General features: G+C 62.0%; 17 protein-coding genes and 1 tRNA gene. 11 read left to right on the top strand and 7 right to left on the bottom strand.

Annotated elements, in window-relative coordinates; all coding sequences use genetic code 11:
* Positions 1 to 61 precede the first annotated feature (61 nt).
* Positions 62 to 138, bottom strand: a tRNA-Arg gene (locus MU846_RS10580).
* A 356-nt stretch (positions 139 to 494) separates the two neighbouring features.
* Here MU846_RS10580 and MU846_RS10575 point away from each other — a divergent pair.
* The 5 genes from MU846_RS10575 (at position 495) to MU846_RS10555 (ending at position 5,277) form a co-directional block, all read left to right on the top strand.
* Positions 495 to 821 carry a DMT family transporter gene (locus MU846_RS10575; RefSeq protein ID WP_246952498.1) on the top strand — a complete coding sequence of 109 codons (327 nt, stop codon included), beginning with the start codon at positions 495 to 497 and terminating at the stop codon, positions 819 to 821.
* A gap of 205 nt (positions 822 to 1,026) precedes the next feature.
* Positions 1,027 to 1,728: a response regulator transcription factor gene (locus tag MU846_RS10570; RefSeq protein ID WP_246952496.1), complete on the top strand. Its 702-nt coding sequence runs from the start codon at positions 1,027 to 1,029 to the stop codon at positions 1,726 to 1,728.
* 121 nt (positions 1,729 to 1,849) lie between these two features.
* Positions 1,850 to 4,447 (top strand): CHASE2 domain-containing protein, encoded by a 2,598-nt coding sequence (locus tag MU846_RS10565; RefSeq protein ID WP_246952494.1) that lies wholly within the window; start codon positions 1,850 to 1,852, stop codon positions 4,445 to 4,447.
* 149 nt (positions 4,448 to 4,596) lie between these two features.
* Complete coding sequence (locus MU846_RS10560; protein WP_246952492.1) at positions 4,597 to 5,088, top strand: c-type cytochrome; 492 nt, start codon at positions 4,597 to 4,599, stop codon at positions 5,086 to 5,088.
* A gap of 3 nt (positions 5,089 to 5,091) precedes the next feature.
* Positions 5,092 to 5,277, top strand: coding sequence for a hypothetical protein (locus MU846_RS10555; protein WP_246952490.1), 186 nt, complete (start codon positions 5,092 to 5,094; stop codon positions 5,275 to 5,277).
* 182 nt (positions 5,278 to 5,459) lie between these two features.
* On the opposite strand, the gene rep is transcribed toward MU846_RS10555, so the two are convergent.
* The gene (gene rep, locus MU846_RS10550) at positions 5,460 to 7,472 is read right to left on the bottom strand and encodes a DNA helicase Rep (RefSeq protein WP_246952488.1); all 2,013 of its coding nucleotides are present in this window, start codon (positions 7,470 to 7,472) and stop codon (positions 5,460 to 5,462) included.
* A gap of 200 nt (positions 7,473 to 7,672) precedes the next feature.
* Here rep and MU846_RS10545 point away from each other — a divergent pair, with 200 nt between their 5' ends.
* Both MU846_RS10545 and MU846_RS10540 read left to right on the top strand, forming a co-directional pair.
* On the top strand, positions 7,673 to 8,428 hold the full coding sequence (locus MU846_RS10545) for an SDR family NAD(P)-dependent oxidoreductase (protein WP_246952486.1): 756 nt from the start codon (positions 7,673 to 7,675) through the stop codon (positions 8,426 to 8,428).
* A gap of 18 nt (positions 8,429 to 8,446) precedes the next feature.
* On the top strand, positions 8,447 to 9,646 hold the full coding sequence (locus MU846_RS10540; protein ID WP_246952484.1) for an acyl-CoA dehydrogenase family protein: 1,200 nt from the start codon (positions 8,447 to 8,449) through the stop codon (positions 9,644 to 9,646).
* Between the two features lie 4 nt (positions 9,647 to 9,650).
* Here the strand turns inward: MU846_RS10540 and MU846_RS10535 are convergent, their stop codons facing one another.
* The 4 genes from MU846_RS10535 to MU846_RS10520 all read right to left on the bottom strand — a co-directional run bounded on the left by MU846_RS10535 (position 9,651) and on the right by MU846_RS10520 (position 14,447).
* Positions 9,651 to 10,217, bottom strand: a complete 567-nt coding sequence (locus tag MU846_RS10535; RefSeq protein WP_246952482.1) for a methyltransferase family protein — start codon at positions 10,215 to 10,217, stop codon at positions 9,651 to 9,653.
* 156 nt (positions 10,218 to 10,373) lie between these two features.
* Positions 10,374 to 11,873, bottom strand: coding sequence for a YifB family Mg chelatase-like AAA ATPase (locus MU846_RS10530; RefSeq protein ID WP_246952480.1), 1,500 nt, complete (start codon positions 11,871 to 11,873; stop codon positions 10,374 to 10,376).
* A gap of 484 nt (positions 11,874 to 12,357) precedes the next feature.
* Positions 12,358 to 14,199 (bottom strand): ankyrin repeat domain-containing protein, encoded by a 1,842-nt coding sequence (locus MU846_RS10525; protein ID WP_246952478.1) that lies wholly within the window; start codon positions 14,197 to 14,199, stop codon positions 12,358 to 12,360.
* Positions 14,199 to 14,447 carry an accessory factor UbiK family protein gene (locus tag MU846_RS10520; RefSeq protein WP_246952476.1) on the bottom strand — a complete coding sequence of 83 codons (249 nt, stop codon included), beginning with the start codon at positions 14,445 to 14,447 and terminating at the stop codon, positions 14,199 to 14,201. Before MU846_RS10520 ends, MU846_RS10525 begins: the two co-directional genes overlap by 1 nt.
* A gap of 327 nt (positions 14,448 to 14,774) precedes the next feature.
* On the opposite strand from MU846_RS10520, the gene glnK reads away from it, so the two are divergent.
* Complete coding sequence (gene glnK, locus MU846_RS10515; protein WP_246952474.1) at positions 14,775 to 15,113, top strand: P-II family nitrogen regulator; 339 nt, start codon at positions 14,775 to 14,777, stop codon at positions 15,111 to 15,113.
* A 64-nt stretch (positions 15,114 to 15,177) separates the two neighbouring features.
* A complete protein-coding gene (locus tag MU846_RS10510) occupies positions 15,178 to 16,440 on the top strand; it encodes an ammonium transporter AmtB (RefSeq protein WP_246952472.1) in 1,263 nt (420 codons plus the stop codon).
* Positions 16,441 to 16,551: 111 nt separating this feature from the next.
* On the opposite strand, the gene MU846_RS10505 is transcribed toward MU846_RS10510, so the two are convergent.
* A complete protein-coding gene (locus MU846_RS10505) occupies positions 16,552 to 17,259 on the bottom strand; it encodes an START domain-containing protein (protein ID WP_246952470.1) in 708 nt (235 codons plus the stop codon).
* A 375-nt stretch (positions 17,260 to 17,634) separates the two neighbouring features.
* On the opposite strand from MU846_RS10505, the gene MU846_RS10500 reads away from it, so the two are divergent.
* Together MU846_RS10500 and MU846_RS10495 are read left to right on the top strand one after the other, a co-directional pair.
* Complete coding sequence (locus MU846_RS10500; RefSeq protein WP_246952467.1) at positions 17,635 to 18,588, top strand: alpha/beta fold hydrolase; 954 nt, start codon at positions 17,635 to 17,637, stop codon at positions 18,586 to 18,588.
* Positions 18,585 to 19,502, top strand: coding sequence for a metal-dependent hydrolase (locus MU846_RS10495; RefSeq protein WP_246952465.1), 918 nt, complete (start codon positions 18,585 to 18,587; stop codon positions 19,500 to 19,502). Before MU846_RS10500 ends, MU846_RS10495 begins: the two co-directional genes overlap by 4 nt.
* The last annotated feature ends 91 nt before the right edge of the window (positions 19,503 to 19,593 follow it).

Raw genomic sequence — 19,593 nt, 5'->3', positions numbered from 1 at the left:
TGGCCGGCAATCCAGGGTGCACAAAAGACAAAGGCCGCGTTAGCGGCCTTGATCCTTGAAATGGCGCACCCGACTGGATTCGAACCAGTGACCCCTGCCTTCGGAGGGCAGTACTCTATCCAGCTGAGCTACGGGTGCAAATTTTTTCAGCTTCGTCAGCAAGCTGGATACTCGCCGACGACTCTAGCAGCGCTTCCGCGCTGCGCAGTACTCCCCTCGGCGTTGCCGAGGGCCCTGCCCTGTGCGTTGCATCGCACAGGGCGTTCCGGCGGCGGACGCGTCGCGTCCTTATTTCCGCCTGCACCCAGCTGAGCTACGGGTGCGGGGAGGGCAATGATAATGGCTCTGCCGCCGTGCGTCCATGGGCGGTGTGGGTGCGCTGGGTTGAAAACGCAGGGAAAGTGCCCATATCCCCCGCGGCAGCGTCTCTTTGCGGGTTTCCGGCGCGGCCCGTGTTTAACGAGCCCGATTTCACTGGTTTGGAGAGAGACAGAGTGTCGATTTACTGGGTCGTCCTTTTTATCGCCGTGTTCTTCGAGGTGTGCTGGGCACTGAGTCTCAAGTGGATACAGGTTTCGCCGGGTGCCTTGTCGTTCAGTGTTGTCGGCGTGCTCACCGTGGCCAATATTGTAATGCTGTCTTTTGCCATGCGGGGTATCCCGGTGGGCACAGCCTATGCGGTATGGACTGGGTTGGGCGCTGTGGGCATCACGGTGGCGAGTGTCTGGGTGTTCAATGATCCGGTGACGTTGCAGCGCTTTCTTTTTATCGCTCTCATTATTGGCGGCGTCGTGGGGCTCAAGGCAACCGCAACCGCCTGAAGTGTTCTTTCCTGGCAGTCAAAGGGCCAGATTGGGCGATGCATCTCTCGTCGAGTGGGAAATGCCGTTTCCTTTTACAAGCTTTGACGCACTTGCGCTGGTGCCTCCGTTATTTTAGCGGGTGGGGAGAACGGCGCGAGGCCATCGCGCTATGATGATGGTGGCGGGCTGTGCTATGGGTGGAAGGATAAAGAGGAGCGGGATCTTGCGTATTGCCTATCTTGAGGATGACGCCGCGCAGGCGGAAATGGTGCGTCATTGGCTGGCGGAAGCGGGCCACACTTGCATGCATTGCACCAACGGGCGCGAGTTCATGGTGCTGATGCGCCGTGAAACCTTCGATTTGCTGTTGCTGGATTGGGAAGTGCCGGACATGAGTGGCCGGGCTGTGCTGGATGAGCTGCGCGCTGCCGGCAACCCGGTACCGGTGCTGTTTGCTACTCAGCGTGACGATGAAGCATCCATTGTGGGGGCGCTCAGCAGCGGCGCCGATGATTATATGGTGAAGCCCATCCGGCAGGCGGAGCTGCTGGCGCGGATCACGGCCTTGGGCCGCCGTGCCGGGGTTGGCGAAGTGGTACCGCAGACGGTGCAGGAGCTGGGCCCTTGGGTGATTGACCGCGGCCGGCGCACCATCACGCTGGATGGCGAAGCCGTAAAGCTGACCGATAAAGATTTTGAGCTCGCCAGCTACCTGTTCCAGAATGTGGGCAAGCTGATGTCCCGCTCGCATTTGCTGGAGAAGGTCTGGGGAATCATGTCAGCGATCGAATCACGCACCGTGGATGTGCATATCAGCCGGATCCGCCGGAGCTTGCAGATACGTCCGGAGCGCGGCTATCGAATAAAGACCATCTACCAGCACGGCTATCGTCTGGAGCCGGTCGAGGAGCAGGGAGCTGCCTGATGGCCCACGCAGTCACGTACGCGCAACGAGCCACTTCGGTGGGGTTCGTGCACTACTCTTGCCAGGAGACGACGTTACCGCCATGCTGCGGCAGCTATCATGATGGCTGCTGAGTCTGGCGATGCGTGAGACGTCTCGGCGTTATTACATCGAACATCTGGCGGTGCTGCTGGCAGTCGCGGGCTTGTGTATTGTGCTGTTGCACACTGGCGCCTGGATGTCGCTCAGCCGGCACGCCTATGACCGTATGCTGGCGTTCCTGCCACCACCGGACGTTAGCGACATCACCATCGTCGCCATCGACGAAGCCAGCCTGCGCAAGATTGGCCGCTGGCCCTGGGATCGCAGCGTGCATGCCCGGCTCGTCGAACAGCTGGATCGCTACGGCGCCAGCGCCATCGTGCTTGATCTGATCTTTGCCGAGCCGGATCGCGTGCGCCCGGAATCCGACGCGGCGCTCGTGGATGCCATGGCGGCCCATGGCCATGTGTTTCTGCCGGTGCACGTCAGCGACGGTGGGCCGGACGGCGTATTGCTGGAAGTTATGCCGCACGCCTCGTTCGCCCGAGCGGCGGCAGGTATGGGGCACGTGGATGTGGAGCTGGATAACGATGGTGTCGTGCGCGGGCTGTATATGCGCAACGGCATTGGCCAGCCCTGGTGGCCACACCTGTCCCTTACTCTTCTGGAACATCTTGCCCCGCGAGGCATCCCCCGTTTCCCTGCCCAGCAGACACCCCGCGAGCCTGCGTTTGGCGCGGTGCGCCAGTATTACCGGCTGGTGCCTTTTACCGATCTCGCCGGCAACTTGCCACGGTTGTCTGCGGTGGATGTGCTCAACGGCGAGGTGGATGAGGCGCTATTGCGAGAACGCATTGTGTTTCTTGGTGCTACGGCACAGGGGCTGGGTGATCTGCTGCCCACGCCGCTGGCGGGCAGCAACGGGCTGCTGCCCGGCGTTGAAATGAATGCCACGGTATTTGGTGCGCTGCGTGAGGATCGGTTGCTTACGCCGATGTCCACCGGCTGGATCTGGGGCCTGACGCTGGCGCTGGCGTTGATCTCTCCCACTATCTTGCCGTTTGTCGGGCCGCGCTGGTCGATTCCGGTGCTGTTGGGTGTGTTGCTGGGCATCCTGCTGTTCAGTTACGCGCTGCTGTACTGGTATCAGCTCTGGTTCCCGGTGGGCCCGGCAATGCTCGGCGCCATGCTGGCGTATCCGTTATGGACCTGGCGGCGCCTGGAATACTCCTTGCGCTACATGCGGGCAGCGCTGCGCCGGCTCTCGGCGCACGACGATCTCAACCGACGTCTGCTACAGCCAGCGCCGCTCAAACGTGTGATCGAGCTGATCGAAGCGGCGCTGCCCGTGGCGGCGTGGCGGCTGGAAAAGCGCAGCGCTGGTGGCAAAGCGCTGGCGCAGCGTGAGTCTGGCGGTGCAGAAATTTCCGAGCGCACATGGCAGGGTAATCGCGCTCGCTATTACAATATTCTGGCCGGCAACCAGCGTTACGAGCTGGGGCTGGTGTGGGAAGAGGGCGGACCGGCGCCAGCGCACGAGCAGTGGGTGCGTGCAATGGTGGCTCGCTGTGAGGAAACACTGGCCACTGATGAGGGCCATTATGATGTGGTGGAAGACCATATCGAGCGGGTGCGGGCGCAGGAGCTGCGCCAGCAGGCGCTGACGCGCTTCTTCGAGGCTATTCTGGCGCAGCTGCGTGACGGGGTGGTGATTGCTGACGCTTGCGGCTGCCTGCTTTTCGTCAACGCTCAGGCCTCCGAGTGGTTGGCCTTGCCGAGCCGGGAGATGGATGACACCAGCCTGTTGCAGCTCGGCCGAGAGTTGCTGGTGGGCGAGGATGGCAGTGGCTGGGCGGCCGTGGTACGAGAGGCGCTGTCCACCGGCCGCAGCCAGCTGGAGTGTCGCAGCCGCCGCGGGCAGGATATGTATCTCGACATGCTGCGCATTCGTGCCGGCCGCCAGCCGGGTGAAGTGCTGATCCTGATGCTCAAGGATATCTCTGACGTGAAGCAGGCCATGCGAGCGCGCAGCGAGATGCTGGATTTCCTGTCTCATGATCTGCGCAGCCCGATGATCTCGCTGCTGGCGCTGGGCGAGCGCTACCGGCAGCAGCCTGGCACCATGTCCGATTTGCTGGAGCAGATGGAGCATTATGCACAGCGCAGCCTGGGCATCGCCGAGCAGTTCCTGCAACTGGCACGGGCGGAAGCCACGCAAGAGGCCGATATGACGCCGCTGGACATGTTGCCGGTGGTGGAGAGTGCCGTCGAGCAGGTCATGTTGCAGGCTCAGCAGCGTCGTGTACGGCTGCGGTTCGAGTATCTGCCGGAAGATGATGTCTGGGTCAGTGGCAACCATGAGTTGCTGGAGCGCGCCGTGGTGAACCTGCTGACCAACGCCATCAAGTACAGCCACCCGGACAGCCAGGTCGACGTGCGACTGCACTGTGAGGAAGGCTCGGTGCGTTGCGAAGTGGTGGATGCCGGGGTGGGGATCGAGCCGGAGTTTCTGGAGCATCTGTTCAAGCGCTTCCGGCGTGCCCAGAGCTCAGGCGGCGCCCGTACGCGTGGTGCCGGGCTGGGGCTGCGTTTCGTCAAGGTGGTGGCCGAGCGGCATAATGGCGATATTCTGGCCAGCAGCCGGCTTGACCACGGTAGCCGTTTCACCTTGTGCTTGCCCCGCATCGAGATCGAGTAAGTTATTTTGCCTGTCTCACCATAGCCTGGCGGGGAACATTTAACCTGAGCGGGCTAAGGGGTATAATCCCGCCGCCGGGTCAGTGGGGCATGTCCGCGCCGGCCTGAATCAGGCTAACCGCCACTTCACGCCGAGATGAGGTATTCACCGTGAACAAGTTTGTCGTCGCTGCACTGGCTGTCACTGCCACCCTGCTTGCAGGTGTGAGCCACGGAGCCCGCACTACCCAGGAAATCTCCCCCCATGGCCTGGGCGATCGCTCGGTTCTCAGTACGCGGGCCATCAGCGAGCGGCTGGCGCCCGTCGGCACCGTGTGCGTCGAAGGTGAGGCATGCGGCGACGAGATCGCGGATGCCGGCGGCGCGTCTGCGGCGGGTGGTGCTGCCGCGCCCAGCGGCCCGCGTGACGGGCAGACCGTCTACAACACCGCCTGCACCGCCTGCCACAGTACAGGTGCTGCGGGTGCGCCCGTGACCGGCGATAGCGCAGCCTGGGCGCCGCGTCTGGCAAAAGGTGTAGATGTGTTGTTCCAGCATACCTGGGATGGTTTTGGTGCCATGCCGCCGCGTGGCATGTGCATGGACTGCTCGGAAGAAGAAGTGCGTGCTGCGGTTGATTATCTGATCGAGCAGGCGCAGTAATCCATGCGGACATGGCCGGCGCTTTGTCTGCTGACCCTGCTCGTTGCGTGTACTGATGATGCTCCACCGGCTCCACCCGAGCCGGTGCTTGAAGGCGGCGCACGTCAGGAGGCGCCGCCAATGGTGGCTCCCGCCGATGCGCCACCGCCGCTGGAAGAGCCCGTAGAAGAAGAGCCTGTAGAAGAGTAAAGAAAATAAAGAGGCGTGAAGAGAGCAGGCCGCCAGCACACGCAGTCGGGGACCATGCCCCGGTCGGAGCGCTCTCTCTATCGCTCGGTGCTCTCTATCTTCTGGTGCTCTCTGTTACGCGGCTTCTCTGCCTCTCCGCGCGCTCTCTACTACCCGGCGCGTTTTATCCCCGATGATTTGCATCACTCCAGTAACGCACGCAGCCCGGCAATGCTGGCCTCGGCCATTTCATCGGCCCGCTCCGGATCGATTTTCACCCCTTCTCCGATGAATTCCAGATCTTCCTGTGGCAGCTCTTCGATGAAGCGGCTGGGCACGGTATCGACTTTTTCACCAAACTGCCTGCGTGTCATGGCATAACTCATGGTCAGATTACGCTTGGCGCGGGTGATGCCCACGTACATCAGGCGGCGCTCCTCGACGATGGTATCTTCCTCGATGCTGGTGCGGTGCGGTAACAGCTCTTCTTCCACGCCCATCATGTAAACATGCGGGTACTCCAGTCCCTTGGCGGCGTGCAGTGTCATCAGTTGCACGCGATCGGTATCGTCTTCGTCGTCCTGTTGTTCCAGCATGTCGATCAGCACCAGCTTGGCGATCACGGTTTCCAGATCGGCGTCGCCATCTTCGTCCTTGTCCAGCATGCGCTGGATGCTGGCGACCAGCGTCCAGATATTTTCGACGCGCTTTTCGCCAATGCGCGGGCTGGAGGATTGTTGATGGAGCCAACCTTCATAGTCCATATCGCTGATCAGCTCGCGAATGGCGCGGGTGCTGTTGTCGCGGAAACACAGCTCGCGCTTGGCATCCAGCCATTGTTTGAATTCGCGCAGTTTTTCCGCCGATTTGGCCGGCATGATTTCCGATAGCGCGAAATCGTCACAGACGTGGTACATGCCCTGATCGCGGCGCGCCGCCCAGCCGGCCAGTTTTTCCAGCGTGGCCGGGCCTATTTCCCGGCGCGGTGTATTGATGATGCGCAGGAAGGCGTTATCGTCATCAGGATTGACCAGCAGCCGGAAATAGCACATCAGATCCTTGATTTCCGCCCGCGAGAAAAAGCTTTTGCCACCGGAAACCTTGTATGGAATCTGCAATGATTGCAGCTTCGTTTCCATCAAGCGCGACTGGAAATTACCCCGATACAAAATGGCAAAATCTTTCCACTTCAGCCCGCGCTGCAGGCGCTGATGAAACAGGTCGCCGGCGATCCAGTCGGTTTCGGCATCTTCGTCGCGCATGGCCACAACCCTGATCGGATCGCCGTAGCCATAATCCGACCACAAGGTTTTCTCGAAGACATGCGGGTTGTTGCTGATGACAGCGTTGGCCGCCTTCAGAATACGGCCTGTGGAGCGGTAGTTCTGTTCCAGCTTCACCACGTTCAGATTCGGCCAATCGGTTTGTAGCTGGGCCAGATTTTCCGGCCGTGCGCCGCGCCAGGCGTAGATCGACTGGTCATCATCTCCCACCACCGTGAAGCGGCCCAGCGGTTCCACCAATTGCCGCACCAGCTCGTATTGCGCGCTGTTGGTGTCCTGATATTCGTCCACCAGCAGATAGCGAATCCGGTTGCGCCACTTTTCCATAATGCGCGGCTGTTCCCGAAACAGCGTCACCGGCAGCATGATCAGATCATCAAAATCCACCGCGTTACAGGCGCGCAGCATGCGGTTGTACTGGCCGTAGGCGACGGCGGCGCGCAACTCGTCATCATTGGCTGCGGTGGAAAGGGCCTGTTCCGGCAGCACCAGCTCGTTTTTCCATTTGGAAATGCGTGCATGGATAAAGTCGGTGGCCTCGATATCGCGCTCGCTGTCACCGCGATGCAACAGCTCCTTGAGCAGCTCTCGGCTGTCGGTCTGGTCGAGGATCGAAAAGCCACGGCGCAGCCCGCTGGCGGCTTGTTCCTGCTTGAGAATGCGCAAGCCCAGATTATGAAACGTGGAGACGATCAGGCCGCGGGTTTCGCTGCGGGGCACCAGCGCCGAGACACGCTCTTTCATCTCCCGCGCCGCTTTATTGGTGAACGTCACGGCGGCGATGTGGCGTGCGCTGATCTGTTGATGCTGGATCAGCCAGGCAATCTTGCGGGTGATCACACTGGTCTTGCCGGAGCCGGCGCCAGCAAGCACCAGCAGCGGGCCTTGGGTGTAACTGACGGCTTCTTGCTGACGGGAATTGAGCTGGCTCACTGTGCCTCCGGGTCGGGGAGCGCACATCATACCAGCCGATCGGGCGGACTCCAGCACCCCGCGCAGGTGCCGCGGCAGGCCGCAGTTGACCGGGCTGTGAGTGTTTTGGTCCTTGAGCAGCCTGACGGGACTCTCTAGTCTGCCTATGCTGCAAGGCTGTCAGTCAGGCTGCCAATGTGTTCCATATAAAGGGGGTGGCAATGAGTAATCTGTTTTCCATGGCCGGCAAGCGCGTATTGGTGACCGGCGCCTCCAGCGGGTTTGGCGCACATTTTGCCTCCGTGCTGGCCGATGCCGGTGCCGATCTGGTGCTGGCTGCCCGGCGGCTGGATCGTCTGGAGCAGACCGCCGCCAGCGTGCGTGAAAAAGGGCGCGAAGCAGTGGTGGTGGCAATGGACGTGGCCGACCCGGCCAGCGTCAAAGCCGCGTTTGCCGAGCTGCCAGAGCTGGATGTGGTAATCAACAATGCCGGCATCAGCCGCGTCGGGCGCACCGACAATTACACAGAAGATGACTGGGATGCGGTGCTTGATACCAATCTCAAGGGCGTCTGGGCCGTGACACAACAGGCGCTTGCTCGCTGGATGGAAGGCGGGCGGGGCGGCAATATCATCAATGTCGCCTCAATCCTGGGGCTGCGTGTCGGCCAGCAGTTGTCCGCCTATGCGGCATCCAAGGCGGCGGTGGTGCAGCTGACACGTTCGGTGGCACTGGATTACGCACGGTATGGGATTCGCTGTAATGCGTTATGCCCGGGATATTTCGAGACAGACATCAACCGCGACTGGTTACACAGCGAGCACGGTGAGCGCCAGATCAAGCGCATTCCGTTTCGTCGCGTCGGCAACATGCCGGAAATTTCCGGCCCGTTGCTGCTGCTTGCGTCGGATGCTTCAGCTTATATGAGCGGTGTCGCGCTGCCCGTCGATGGTGCGCACCTGTGCTCGGCTTTATAACGATAAGGACTGACCAACATGGATTTTTCTTTGCCGCCGCATATTGACGCGCTGCGTCTTGAAGTACGGGACTTCATCAATAGTGAAGTCATCCCGCTGGAGAGTGATCGCAGCAATTTCGATGCGCACGAAAACCTGCAGGAAGACGTGCTGGCTGCTGTGCGTGACAAGGCCCGAGCGAAAGGGTTGTGGTGTTTCCAGATGCCGCAAGCACGCGGTGGCCGCGATGTCGGTGTGATGGGCATGGCCGCATTATATGAAGAAGCAGGCCGCTCGCCGTTCGGGCCGGTGGTGTTCAATGCCGCCGCACCGGATGACGGCACTATGATCCTGCTGGAGAAGATACTGACCGAGCCGCAAAAGGAGCGCTGGTTGCAGCCTCTGGTAGATGGCCGGGTGCGCTCTGCATTTGCCATGACCGAACCGGATGGCGGCTGCGGCTCCGACCCGTCGCTGACGTATACCCGTGCCGAAAAGCAGGGTGACAAATGGGTCATCAATGGCCGCAAGTGGTTTATCACCGGCGCCGAAGGTGCGCAGCATTTCGTGCTTGTGGCACGCACCAGCGACGATGATCGCAAAGGGCTGACGGCATTCCTGTTCGATGCCGATCAGCCGGGCTGGGAGATAGTGCGGCGGATCGGCATTATGGGGCCGGAAGAACATGGCGGCCACTGCGAGTTGCGTTTCGACGGGCTCGAGATTCCCGATGAAAACCGGTTGCTGAATGTGGGCGACGGCCTGAAGGTGACACAGATTCGCCTGGGCACGGCGCGGCTCACGCATTGCATGCGCTGGCTCGGGCTGGCCCGGCGTTCAATGGAAATCGCCGCCGAGTATGTGGAGCGGAGGATGAGCTTCGGCAGCACCCTGGCCGAGCACGAAGGGGTACAGTGGATGCTGGGTGATGTGGCCAAGGATATCCAGATCGGTCGTTTGCTGGTCATGCACGCCGCCTGGAAACTGGATCAGGGCGATTTTGCCCGCAGCGACATCTCCATGGCGAAGATCCACGTGGCGGACACCCTGCACAAGGCGGTGGATACCGCAATCCAGCTCTGCGGTGCCCGAGGCTACTCCAAAGACACCATGCTGGAGTGGATCTACCGTTACGCCCGCCAGGCACGGCTGGTCGATGGCGCCAGCGAAGTGCACAAGATGGTGCTCTCAAGAAGTTATCTGGCAGAAAAGAACAGCTTTTTCCGGTGGGGGTTGTAAGCGCTCAGCGCTGATCGTGCCGGCGGGGCAGCCTGGGCAGCAGGCCGCCGGTGCGCTCCATGTATTCCAGATAGCGGTAGCCGTAGCGTTCCAGCAGGCGTTGTTCTCGCCGCGGCATGCGCAACACATAAACCAGCAGAAAAGTGACCGCTGCGGCGGGCCCGGCAAGCCAGTTTTGCAGCAGCAGGATTTGCGCCAGCGCCCACAACAGCATCGCCGTGTACATCGGGTGGCGCAGGTGGCGATAGATGCCGAAGGTGATCACCTGCTGGAGACTGGCCGAGCGGCGCACATCACCCTGAGCGCGCCAGAACAGCCACAGAGCGCTGGTGCCCAGCGCCAGCCCCACCCAGGCCGCTTCATCATGGAAACTCAGATCAGCAAACTCCAGCCACGGCACAACAGCGTCGAGCACAGGCACCACCAGCATGGTGACGGTAGTCAACGCCAGCAGCAGCCAGCCTTCCACGTCACCGGCGGCCATGCCCGAGGTGTGACGATGCGGCCAGCGCAGCCCGGCGCATAGCAGAATCATCATTATCAGGATCAGTTCAGCGGTGTCCTGGGTCATCGTGGTGGCTGTCAATCCGGGTCGCTTCGGTAGTGTTCTGGCCTTGCAGCCAGTGGGTGCTGTGTGAGACAGGGCTCCTGCACCGAGGTTCAGCTGGGCAGTATGCCATGTGCCATGAATGGGTAAAGGGGGCGCAGGAGCATTTGCGCCAGGCGTTCAGCCTGGCGGGCCAGACGGTTCTGCGGCCCGATAGGCGAGCGCCTCGCGCAGGGCAGTGTGGTCTACCTGCTCATTGCCAGCGAGATCAGCCAGCGTGCGCGCCACTTTGAGTAGCCGATAAAGCGCCCGCGCAGATAACCCGAGGCGTTCAACCGCCTGTTCCAGCCAGCGCCGGTGTTGCTGCAACACATCGCCCAGCGCGTTGCCCGGCAGCGCCTGGTTGAGCATGCCCTGGCGGGCGAATTGCCGGGCGCGTGCCGCGACCACGCGTTCACGCACCGCGTGGCTGGGCTCGCCGGCGGGTGCATTGATCAGCTCGGTAGGCGAGAGCGCGCTGACCTGCACGTGCAGATCAATCCGATCCAGCAGCGGCCCGGAAATTTTCTGTTGGTAGCGCCGCGCTTTCTCGCATACATAACCACAGCTGCGTCGTGGATCGCCGAGCCAGCCGCAGGGGCAGGGATTCATCGCGGCGATCAGTTGGAAGCGGGCCGGAAAACATGCGCTGCGAGCAGCTCGGGCGATATGAATTTCGCCGGCCTCCAGCGGTTCACGCAAGGATTCCAGCAGGCGGCGATCGAATTCCGGTAACTCGTCCAGAAACAGTACCCCGTGATGCGCCAGTGAAATCTCGCCGGGGCGCGGCTGTGCGCCACCTCCGGTCAGGGCAATGGCAGAGGCGGTGTGATGGGGCGCCCGGAACGGCGGCAGGCGGAATACGCTCAACGGCCGCGGTGTTTGCAGCGAATGAATGGCGGCAACCGTCAGCGCCTGCGTTTCATCAAGCGGAGGCAGCAAGCTTGGCAAGCGCTCCGCCAACATGCTCTTGCCGCTGCCCGGCGGCCCACACAGCAGCAGTGAGTGGCCGCCGGCGGCGGCCACCTCCAGCGCTCGCCGCCCCTGCACTTGCCCGCGTACATCAGCGAGGCACGGCCCGCTATCGAGTGCGGGCGGCGGTGTCGCCGCCGGTGTGGGCTGGAGGAGCGTGATGCGTTGCAGGTGGGCGCACACGTCAAGCAGTGTTGCCGCGCCATAGACAGTGCCACCTCCCAGCGCGGCTTCGGCGGCATTCTCGGCGGGCAGGATCAGGCAGCGGCCGGCACGCGCTGCGGCCAGCGCTGCTGGCAGCACGCCTTTGCCGGGGCGCAAGGCGCCATTCAGGGCCAACTCGCCCAATAGCTCAATCTCGCCGGGTGCCTGAAGCGTCAGCTGGCCGCTGGCGTGAAGAATGCCCAGCGCGATCGGCAGATCAAACAGCCCGCCGGCTTTGGGCAAGTCGGCCGGCGCGAGATTGACAGTGATTCGCCGCTGCGGAAATTCGAAGCGGCTGTTCAGCAGCGCCGAGCGCACCCGGTCGCGGCTTTCTTTCACCGCCGTTTCCGGCATCCCGACGATAGAAAATGCCGGCAACCCACCAGAGAGATGGGTTTCCACCTGCACGGCCACGGATTCCAGGCCGAGCTGTGCGCGTGTATGCAATAAGGAAGTGCTGGCCATCCTGGCTCCGTTAACCCCGCCTGCTTGCCGCCAGTCTAGCGAAACCGGCGCTCATCGCTGTACGTAATCCCCTTGGAAACAGGTAAGCGATTGCCCTCAAAAACTGTCAGCCATTGGCGACGCACAGAATATGCCCTGCGCGGTGTGCGGCACTGCGCCCCGCCGTGCCAGCCAGAACCGAGTGCCTTCTCTGATCCGGGCAGGCCGGCATGAATAAAGCAGTTGGGTTCTGGCGGCCCGCTGCCTACGCGCTCGCAGCCGGAACAGGAGCCTGGTTGCTTGCAAGAGCTATCAGTGATTGGCGATACGGCGTGCGGAACGTGGCCAGTGGGTCGAGCGAAGCGGCACCGGCTCATGCCTGCCCGAGCCGAGTGCCCTACTGAGCCGGGCAAGGCCGGTATGAACACAACAGCAGGGCGGTGACGGCCCGACGGCTACGCGCTCGTAGCTGAAGCCGGGAAGTCATTATGCGGCAGGCTGCCGGTTATCGGCGACGCAGCGCGTAGAGCATGGCCAGTGCGGCGAGCAGGGTAGTGGCGGCCAGCGTCAGCCAGAATTGTGCGTCTCCTTTGGCCAGGCAGGGCTGGCATTGATAGAACAGTGACGCGCTGGCAGCCAGCGCGACACCCAGCGCGGCCAGCAGCGCGATGGTCAGGCGCAGTAGCGGCTGGCGGCGGCGCAGCTGCCGGGCGGCGAGGGCAAAATAAAGTATCAGTGCGGCGCTGAATGCGAGCAGGAAAAATGCCGCTGGGGTGTGGTCCAGTTGTGGCAGCGAGGTGGCTGCTGGCGGGGGCGGGCGGTAATAGCAGCGCAGGTCGCAGCCGCTGTGGTTGACCAGGGTCGGGTCGGCACCGTGATCGAGCATCAGTTTTACCAGCGCATGATTGCCTTGATGGGCGGCGTGCAGTAGCGCTGTGTTGCCGTCGGCGTCGGCCGCATTGAGGTCGGTGCCGTCGAGAATCAGCCATTCCACCATGGCTGGCTGGGTGCCGCCGTACTGGATGTAATGGAGCAGCCAGGCGTGCTGCGGTGGTTGTTCCGGCAGGTGGCTGGCAACCAGCTGTACCAGTGGCAACCGGTCTGTCGCCAGGGCGGCGGCCATGGCGTCTTCGGGCTGGGTAACGGGGAGGCCGGCGTCGAACAGGCGGCGCGTGAGGCCGAGATCTCCGCTGCGGATGATGGCCAGCAGCAGGGCCTGGTGTTCGGGGCTGCTGTAGTGCCCAAGGCTGTCTCTTCGCTCAGCGCTGCTTCCCCGCTCAAGGCTGTTATTGAGCACAAGGTTGTCGTGAATCTCGCGGCGCTCAGTGGCGGCGAGGGCGTGTTCGAGCAGCCACTGGGCCTGAGCGGAAAAGCCTTGTTGTAACAGGGTGGGCATCAGTGTGGCCGCCTGTTGTGTCAGGCCCTGGGTGATCCGCTGCGGCGAGGCGCCGCTGTGGTAGAGCGTTTCCAGCTGCGAGACGGGCAGGCCGTCCGGCAGAGCCTGGAAAAGTTGCGCCAGCGCGTCGTCGGTGGGCAGCACCCAGCCCGGATCAGCGCGCAACAGTTGCGCTGTTTTTCTCGGCGAGCCGGCGGCCAGCACGCGACTGCGTAATGCGGGCAAGGTCGTGTCGGCACCCGCCTCAAGCAGCATTTCCCACGGGACCGTATTGTGGCGGCCGGCCGCCGCATACCAGAGCGGTGTGCGCCCGCTGGCATCGCGTGGGTCAACCTCTGCGCCGCTATCCAGTATCAGGGCGGTGATCTGGCCATCGCGCTCGGCAACGGACAAGTGCAGCGCCGTGATGCCGTGAGCGTCCGGCAACGCGGGATCGGCGCCCCGCGCAAGCATCAGTAGTGCGGCGTCGCGATAAAGATGGACTGCGCCGCTGCCATCACCCAGCTGCGCCAGGCTGTGATGCAGCGGAGTGCGGCCGTTGTTGTCTGCCTCGTCCGGTGACAGCCCGCTGTCGAGCAATATTTCCACCAGCCGGGCGGCATCGGCGTGCTGCGGCGGGTGTTGGCAGCGCATCAACCGGTGCAGTGCCTGGCCGCCTTGCGCATCGCGGTGCCCGGTGCCTGCGCCGGCGTCGAGCAACACCGGCACCAGAGCTGGCGCCGTGCATAACGCATGATCCAGCAAGGTGCGGCCTTGCGCATCTTGAGCGTCGATATCTGGCGCGGCGGTGAGCTGATGCTGTAGCTCGGTGATGGTGATGTTGGGCAACCAGGGCGCAAGCTCGCCGACCGTAAAGGCAGCCGCCTGCGGTGTTTGCCACAGTGCCAGACAAACAAGGAGGCACTTGAGAAAAGAGCCGGGCGGGAGAAAAAAGAGAGAAAAGGCGGGCATCAGTGGCCGGTGTCGCGCTCCATGGCGCCGAGCTCCCGCTCCAGTGCTTCCAGTTTCTGCCGGGTGCGTGCAAGCACCTGCGTTTGCAGATCGAATTCCTCGCGGCTGACAAGATCAAGGCGGCTGATTGCTTCGCGTAGCACTGCTTGCACGTTGCGCTCCACCTCGCCGCGCAGCTCGCCCAGCCCGGCCGGCAGGCGCTGGCTGATTTCAGCGACGATTCGATCGATCAGAGGCAAGTCATTCATGGATAAAGCCTGATACTGTGGGAGCTGCCATGTTAGCGCCGTTAGGCAGCAGGAGCCACCGGCAGTCTGGGCTGGCTCGTGCGACGCGTGCACCATTTTGGAGAGCGCAGAAAAACTGTGCGCTATAATGGCCCGGCCGCCTTGGGCAAATGCGCGGGGCGGTTGTTCAACCCTCTGATTTTGCGTGCGATTTCAAACAGGCATGGATCGTGCAAATCAAAGCAGGCGTAGCGGGTGTGAACCCGCCGCTGACTCAGGATCGAGGCATCACCTCGATTGGGGAACGGAAGGCGTCGTAATCAGCGGCGCAAGCCACAGGAGACAGACATGAAACTCGTCACAGCCATTATCAAGCCGTTCAAGCTTGACGACGTGCGTGAGGCGCTATCCGAAGTAGGGGTGCAGGGCATCACGGTTACCGAGGTCAAGGGTTTCGGTCGCCAGAAGGGCCACACCGAGTTGTATCGCGGCGCGGAATATGTGGTCGACTTCCTGCCGAAAGTAAAAATCGAAGTGGCGACACCGGACAGCTCGCTGGATCAGGTCGTCGAAGCCATCTCGAAGGCGGCCAACACCGGCAAGATCGGTGACGGCAAGATCTTCGTCACCGAGCTGTTGCAGGCGATCCGGATTCGCACCGGCGAAACCGGCGAAAACGCCGTCTGAACCACCGTCAATAACGATCCATGCCTGGAAAGTTGAGACTCATCGTCACGCGGAGGGTTACATTGTGGAAAACCATGTCCTTGAGCTGCAGTTCGGGCTCAATACTCTGTATCTGGTGCTGTGCGGCGCGCTGGTCATGTGGATGGCCGGCGGCTTCGCCATGCTGGAGGCGGGCCTGGTGCGGGCTCGCAATACCACTGAAATTCTGGCCAAGAATATCGGGCTGTTCTCCATCGCCTGCCTGATGTACCTGGTTTGCGGGTACGCGATCATGTACGGCGGTGATCTGTTTTTGAGCGGTATCGGGCTGTTCGATCACGGCGCCGAGCTGGCCGCGTCGCAGGCCGCCGGATTCGATGGCGATACCCGCTATGCGACACCGGCTGATTTCTTCTTTCAGGTGGTGTTTGTGGCCACCGCCTGCTCGATCATTTCCGGCGCTGTGGCCGAGCGCATGAAGCTGTGGCCGTTCCTGCTGTTTGTGGTGTTCATGACAGCGCTGATCTATCCCGTCGAGGGCGGCTGGACCTGGGGCGGCAAGGATGTATTGTTCGGGCTGTTCAATCTCGGTGACTTGGGCTTCAGTGATTTTGCCGGCGCCGGCATCGTACATCTGGCGGGTGCGTCGGCGGCGCTGGCCGGGGTGCTGCTGCTCGGCCCGCGGCAGGGCAAATATGGCCCGGATGGCAAGATCAATGCCATCCCCGGCGCGAACCTGCCGCTGGCAACACTGGGCACCTTGATCCTGTGGATGGGCTGGTTCGGTTTCAATGGCGGCTCGGTGCTGAAAGTGGCCGACATGGCCTCGGCCCATAGTGTGGCGATGGTGTTCCTCAACACCAACACCGCAGCGGCGGGTGGCGCGGTGGCAGCTATGATCACCGCACGGCTGCTGTTCGGCAAAGCGGATCTGACCATGATTCTCAATGGTGCGCTGGCGGGCCTGGTGACCATCACTGCCGAAGCTGCCACTCCTTCTGCGCTGCAAGCCACGTTGTTCGGGATGGCGGGCGGGGTGCTGGTGGTGTTCAGCATTCTGCTGCTGGATCGGCTGAAGATCGATGATCCCGTCGGTGCTATTTCGGTGCATGGCACCTGCGGTGTGCTCGGCCTGATGCTGGTGCCGCTGACCAACGTGGATGCCACCTGGGTCGGCCAGATTGTCGGAGCGCTGACCATCTTCGCCTGGGTGTTCGGCATCAGCTTGATCGTCTGGGGCGGGCTGAAATTCTGCTTCGGCCTGCGCGTTGACCCGGAGGAAGAACGCGCCGGCGTCGATGTGGCCGAGTGCGGCATGGAGGCGTACCCGGAGTTCGTGAACAAATAACACTGGCAGGGGTATTGGCAGCAGGGCGGTGGATAGCCACCGTTTGCCGAAGCCCGGCCATACAGGCCCCGGCCGGAGACATCCGCCGGGGTCTGTTTTTTCTGCCGGAATTTATCGGCGGCGTTGATGAGCCTCCGGCACGATGATGTCGGCAGTGCCGGGCAGCGTTGCCGGGAGCTCGCTCAGGGCGCTGATCTGGTAGGCCGTATTTTCCATCTGCGCCTTCATGCCGGTGAGTGTGGTCAGTGGCGCACGGGTGGCAACGAAGTTGGCCAGCCAGGCCGGAATCGCACCGCCCGGATCAACGAAGGTCTGGAAGGTGATGCGGCTCCAGCCATCAGCCAGCGGCTCGATCCGGAAAATATTGTTCAGCGCTGGCAGCCGCACATAGCCAGACTGTGGCGGTAGCACTGCGTCGGTTGCCTCGGAATGGATCGTCAGTGCGAATGTCTCCGGGTCTTGTTCAAGCCGGCTGCGCACGATCACGTCACGGTCGGACACCGGCCAGATGCCCTTGATCATCACACGCGAGTGCTCCGGCCCCCGGCTCTCATGCTGCTCGGCAGCGTGGCACTGGAAAACCCAGGCGGGGAAATTCGGCACATCGCTGAGCACGGCGAGCGCGGTCAACATCGAATGTGGCACTTCGACAACGCCACGAAATGCTTTGATGGCATTGCCCGGCACGGTGCGCACCCAGGTGCTCACCTCGCCACGTTCGCTGGCAGTGCGCATGGTCTCCCATTCTTCTTCTGCAACAGCCGGCAGCGTGAACGCGGCCAGCCATACCAGCAAAGCGAGGCTGAATCTGTAAATCATATTGCTTCCGTCCATGTCATGCGGGTGAGTGCGGGCGTGAGGCCGCTGCGGAAAAAGCGGAAGCATAACGGTGAGCGGCCGAGTGAGGTAATGACGGCCGCCGCGCAACGTGCTAATGACCCGGAATGACTTGCACTGTATTGGCCGCTAGGCCAGAGTAAAACGCCTTCTGTTACATTGAATAATGGCGCGGTTTGTAATGTAATCAAATTTACGCGCCAGCTTTGCCCAAGGCGCGCCTTGTAAAAAAGGCGTGCAGCGTGACGAAGGCACGCCACATGAAAAGCCACGCCACATGAAAAATGTCGCGTGAAAAAGAATTGAAAGGGCCGCACTGATAACTGAGGGAGGCTCTCATGCCTGACGGAGGCTCTCATGCACAGTAGTCGCTACCGCGTGCAATCTGGTGATATAGGGCTACAAGTTTACACTTGGGGCGATCCTGGCCACACCCCATTGGTGCTGGTTCACGGGTACCCTGACAACCACCGCGTCTGGGCGCCGGTGGCGGAGCGCCTGGCGGATGAATTTTATGTGGTGGCCTATGACGTGCGCGGTGCGGGCGAATCCGACCGGCCGCGAGGCCGCCGCGCCTACCGTATGCCAAAATTGGCACAGGATCTGGCCACTGTCGTGGACGCGGTGCTGCCAGGCCGTGATTTTCATCTGGCCGCGCACGATTGGGGCTCCATCCAGAGCTGGGAATCGGTGACCACGGCGCCGCTCAACGAGCGCATTCTCTCTTACACGACGATCTCCGGCCCGAGCCTGGATCACATGGGTTTCTGGATGCGCAAGCGGCTGCGCGGGCACACCCGTACGGCGCGGCGGGATCTGTTCCGGCAGACATTCAGCTCCTGGTACATCTGGTTTTTCCAGGCACCGTTCATGCCGGAGCTGGTATGGCGCACGGTTGCTGGTCGCTTCTGGCCGGTGTATCTGGAGAAGAGGGAAGGGGTGCAAGAACCTGAGCCCAATCCGACGCAAACCGACGATGGCAGCTATGGTGTATGGCTGTATCGCGCCAATTTCGTGAACAAGCTGTTGCGACCCGAGCCGCGCCACGCGCAATGCCCGGTACAGCTGATCGTGCCGACAGGTGACAACTACGTTGGCACCATGCTGTTTGATGATCTGCATGAGTGGGTGCCGGAGCTGTTTCGGCGTGATCTGGATGCCACCCATTGGGTGATGCTCAGCCATGCAGATGAGATCGCCGCTGCGCTGCGTGAATTTGCCCAGGCTGTCGATCAAGGTGCGCACCGTGAGCAGCTCGCACATTTGCGGGTACAGAATAATTCATCACAAGAACGAGCGATGGCCTCATGACAACGATTACAACGCATGAACTGAAGGCGCGGCGGGTAGAGTTTGATTTATCCGACTCGCCGTTGCACTGGATTCCGAATGACCCGGTATCCAGCCATCTGATCAACGGTGTCAATTTGTTGCTGCCCGCCGGGGAATTATGGTTTTGCCGTGTTTATAACAAGGCGCTGCCTTATGTGACCGACGACGACTTGCGCGCTCAGGTAGAGGGCTTTATCCGTCAGGAGGCGATTCACGCCAATGCCCACCGCAAGGGCGAGAAATGGTTGCAGGAGCATGGTCTGGAGACGGACCAGTTTCGCGAGCGCATCGATTACCTGTTCGGGCACGTACTGGGCGACGAACCGTTCGGGCTGTCGTGGCTCAACCGCCCGAGCCTGGCAAAGCGTTGGCTGGTGCTGCGCGTGGGATTGATCGCAGCGGTGGAGCACTTCACAGGGCTGCTCGGCGACTGGTGCATGAACAGTGACAGTTGGGACAGCGCTGATCCGGTGGTGGCCGATCTGTTCCGCTGGCATCTGGCGGAAGAGGTGGAGCATCGCACGGTGGCGTTTGATCTGTTCGAGCACCTGTGCCGCACCCAGCTTGGTTTCTATATCAGCCGGCAGGCGCTGATGGCGCTGGTATTCCCGTTGTTTTTCTATCTGCTGGCAGAGGGTGGTCGCAGCCTGGCGCGCCAGGATAGCGATCCTCGTGCGCGCAAACTGGCGCGCTCCACGCTGGTAAAAATACTGTGGGAATTACAGCGCACCGGGCGCAGCAGCGGCAATACGCCTACTTTCACCTATATGCTCGGCCGCACGGCTCGCTGGGTGGCGCCCTGGTTCCACCCGCGCACCGAAGGCGATACCCAGCAGGCGCTGGACTACATCGCACGTTCCGCTGCCGCACAGGCGGGCGCTGCCCTGCATTGATCCACCCTGGCCGGCTTCCCGCTGCGGGAGCCGGCCTGATCCCCTCGCTTTTTGCATAACCGGCCCGGCGCCCTGTCGTGTGCACCGGGTC

The sequence above is a fragment of the Alcanivorax quisquiliarum genome (genome assembly GCF_023051175.1).
GTDB classification, from domain to species: domain Bacteria; phylum Pseudomonadota; class Gammaproteobacteria; order Pseudomonadales; family Alcanivoracaceae; genus Isoalcanivorax; species Isoalcanivorax quisquiliarum.
The sequence above is the reverse complement of the archived record's forward strand: the minus strand, read 5'-3'. Positions and strand labels throughout refer to the sequence as shown.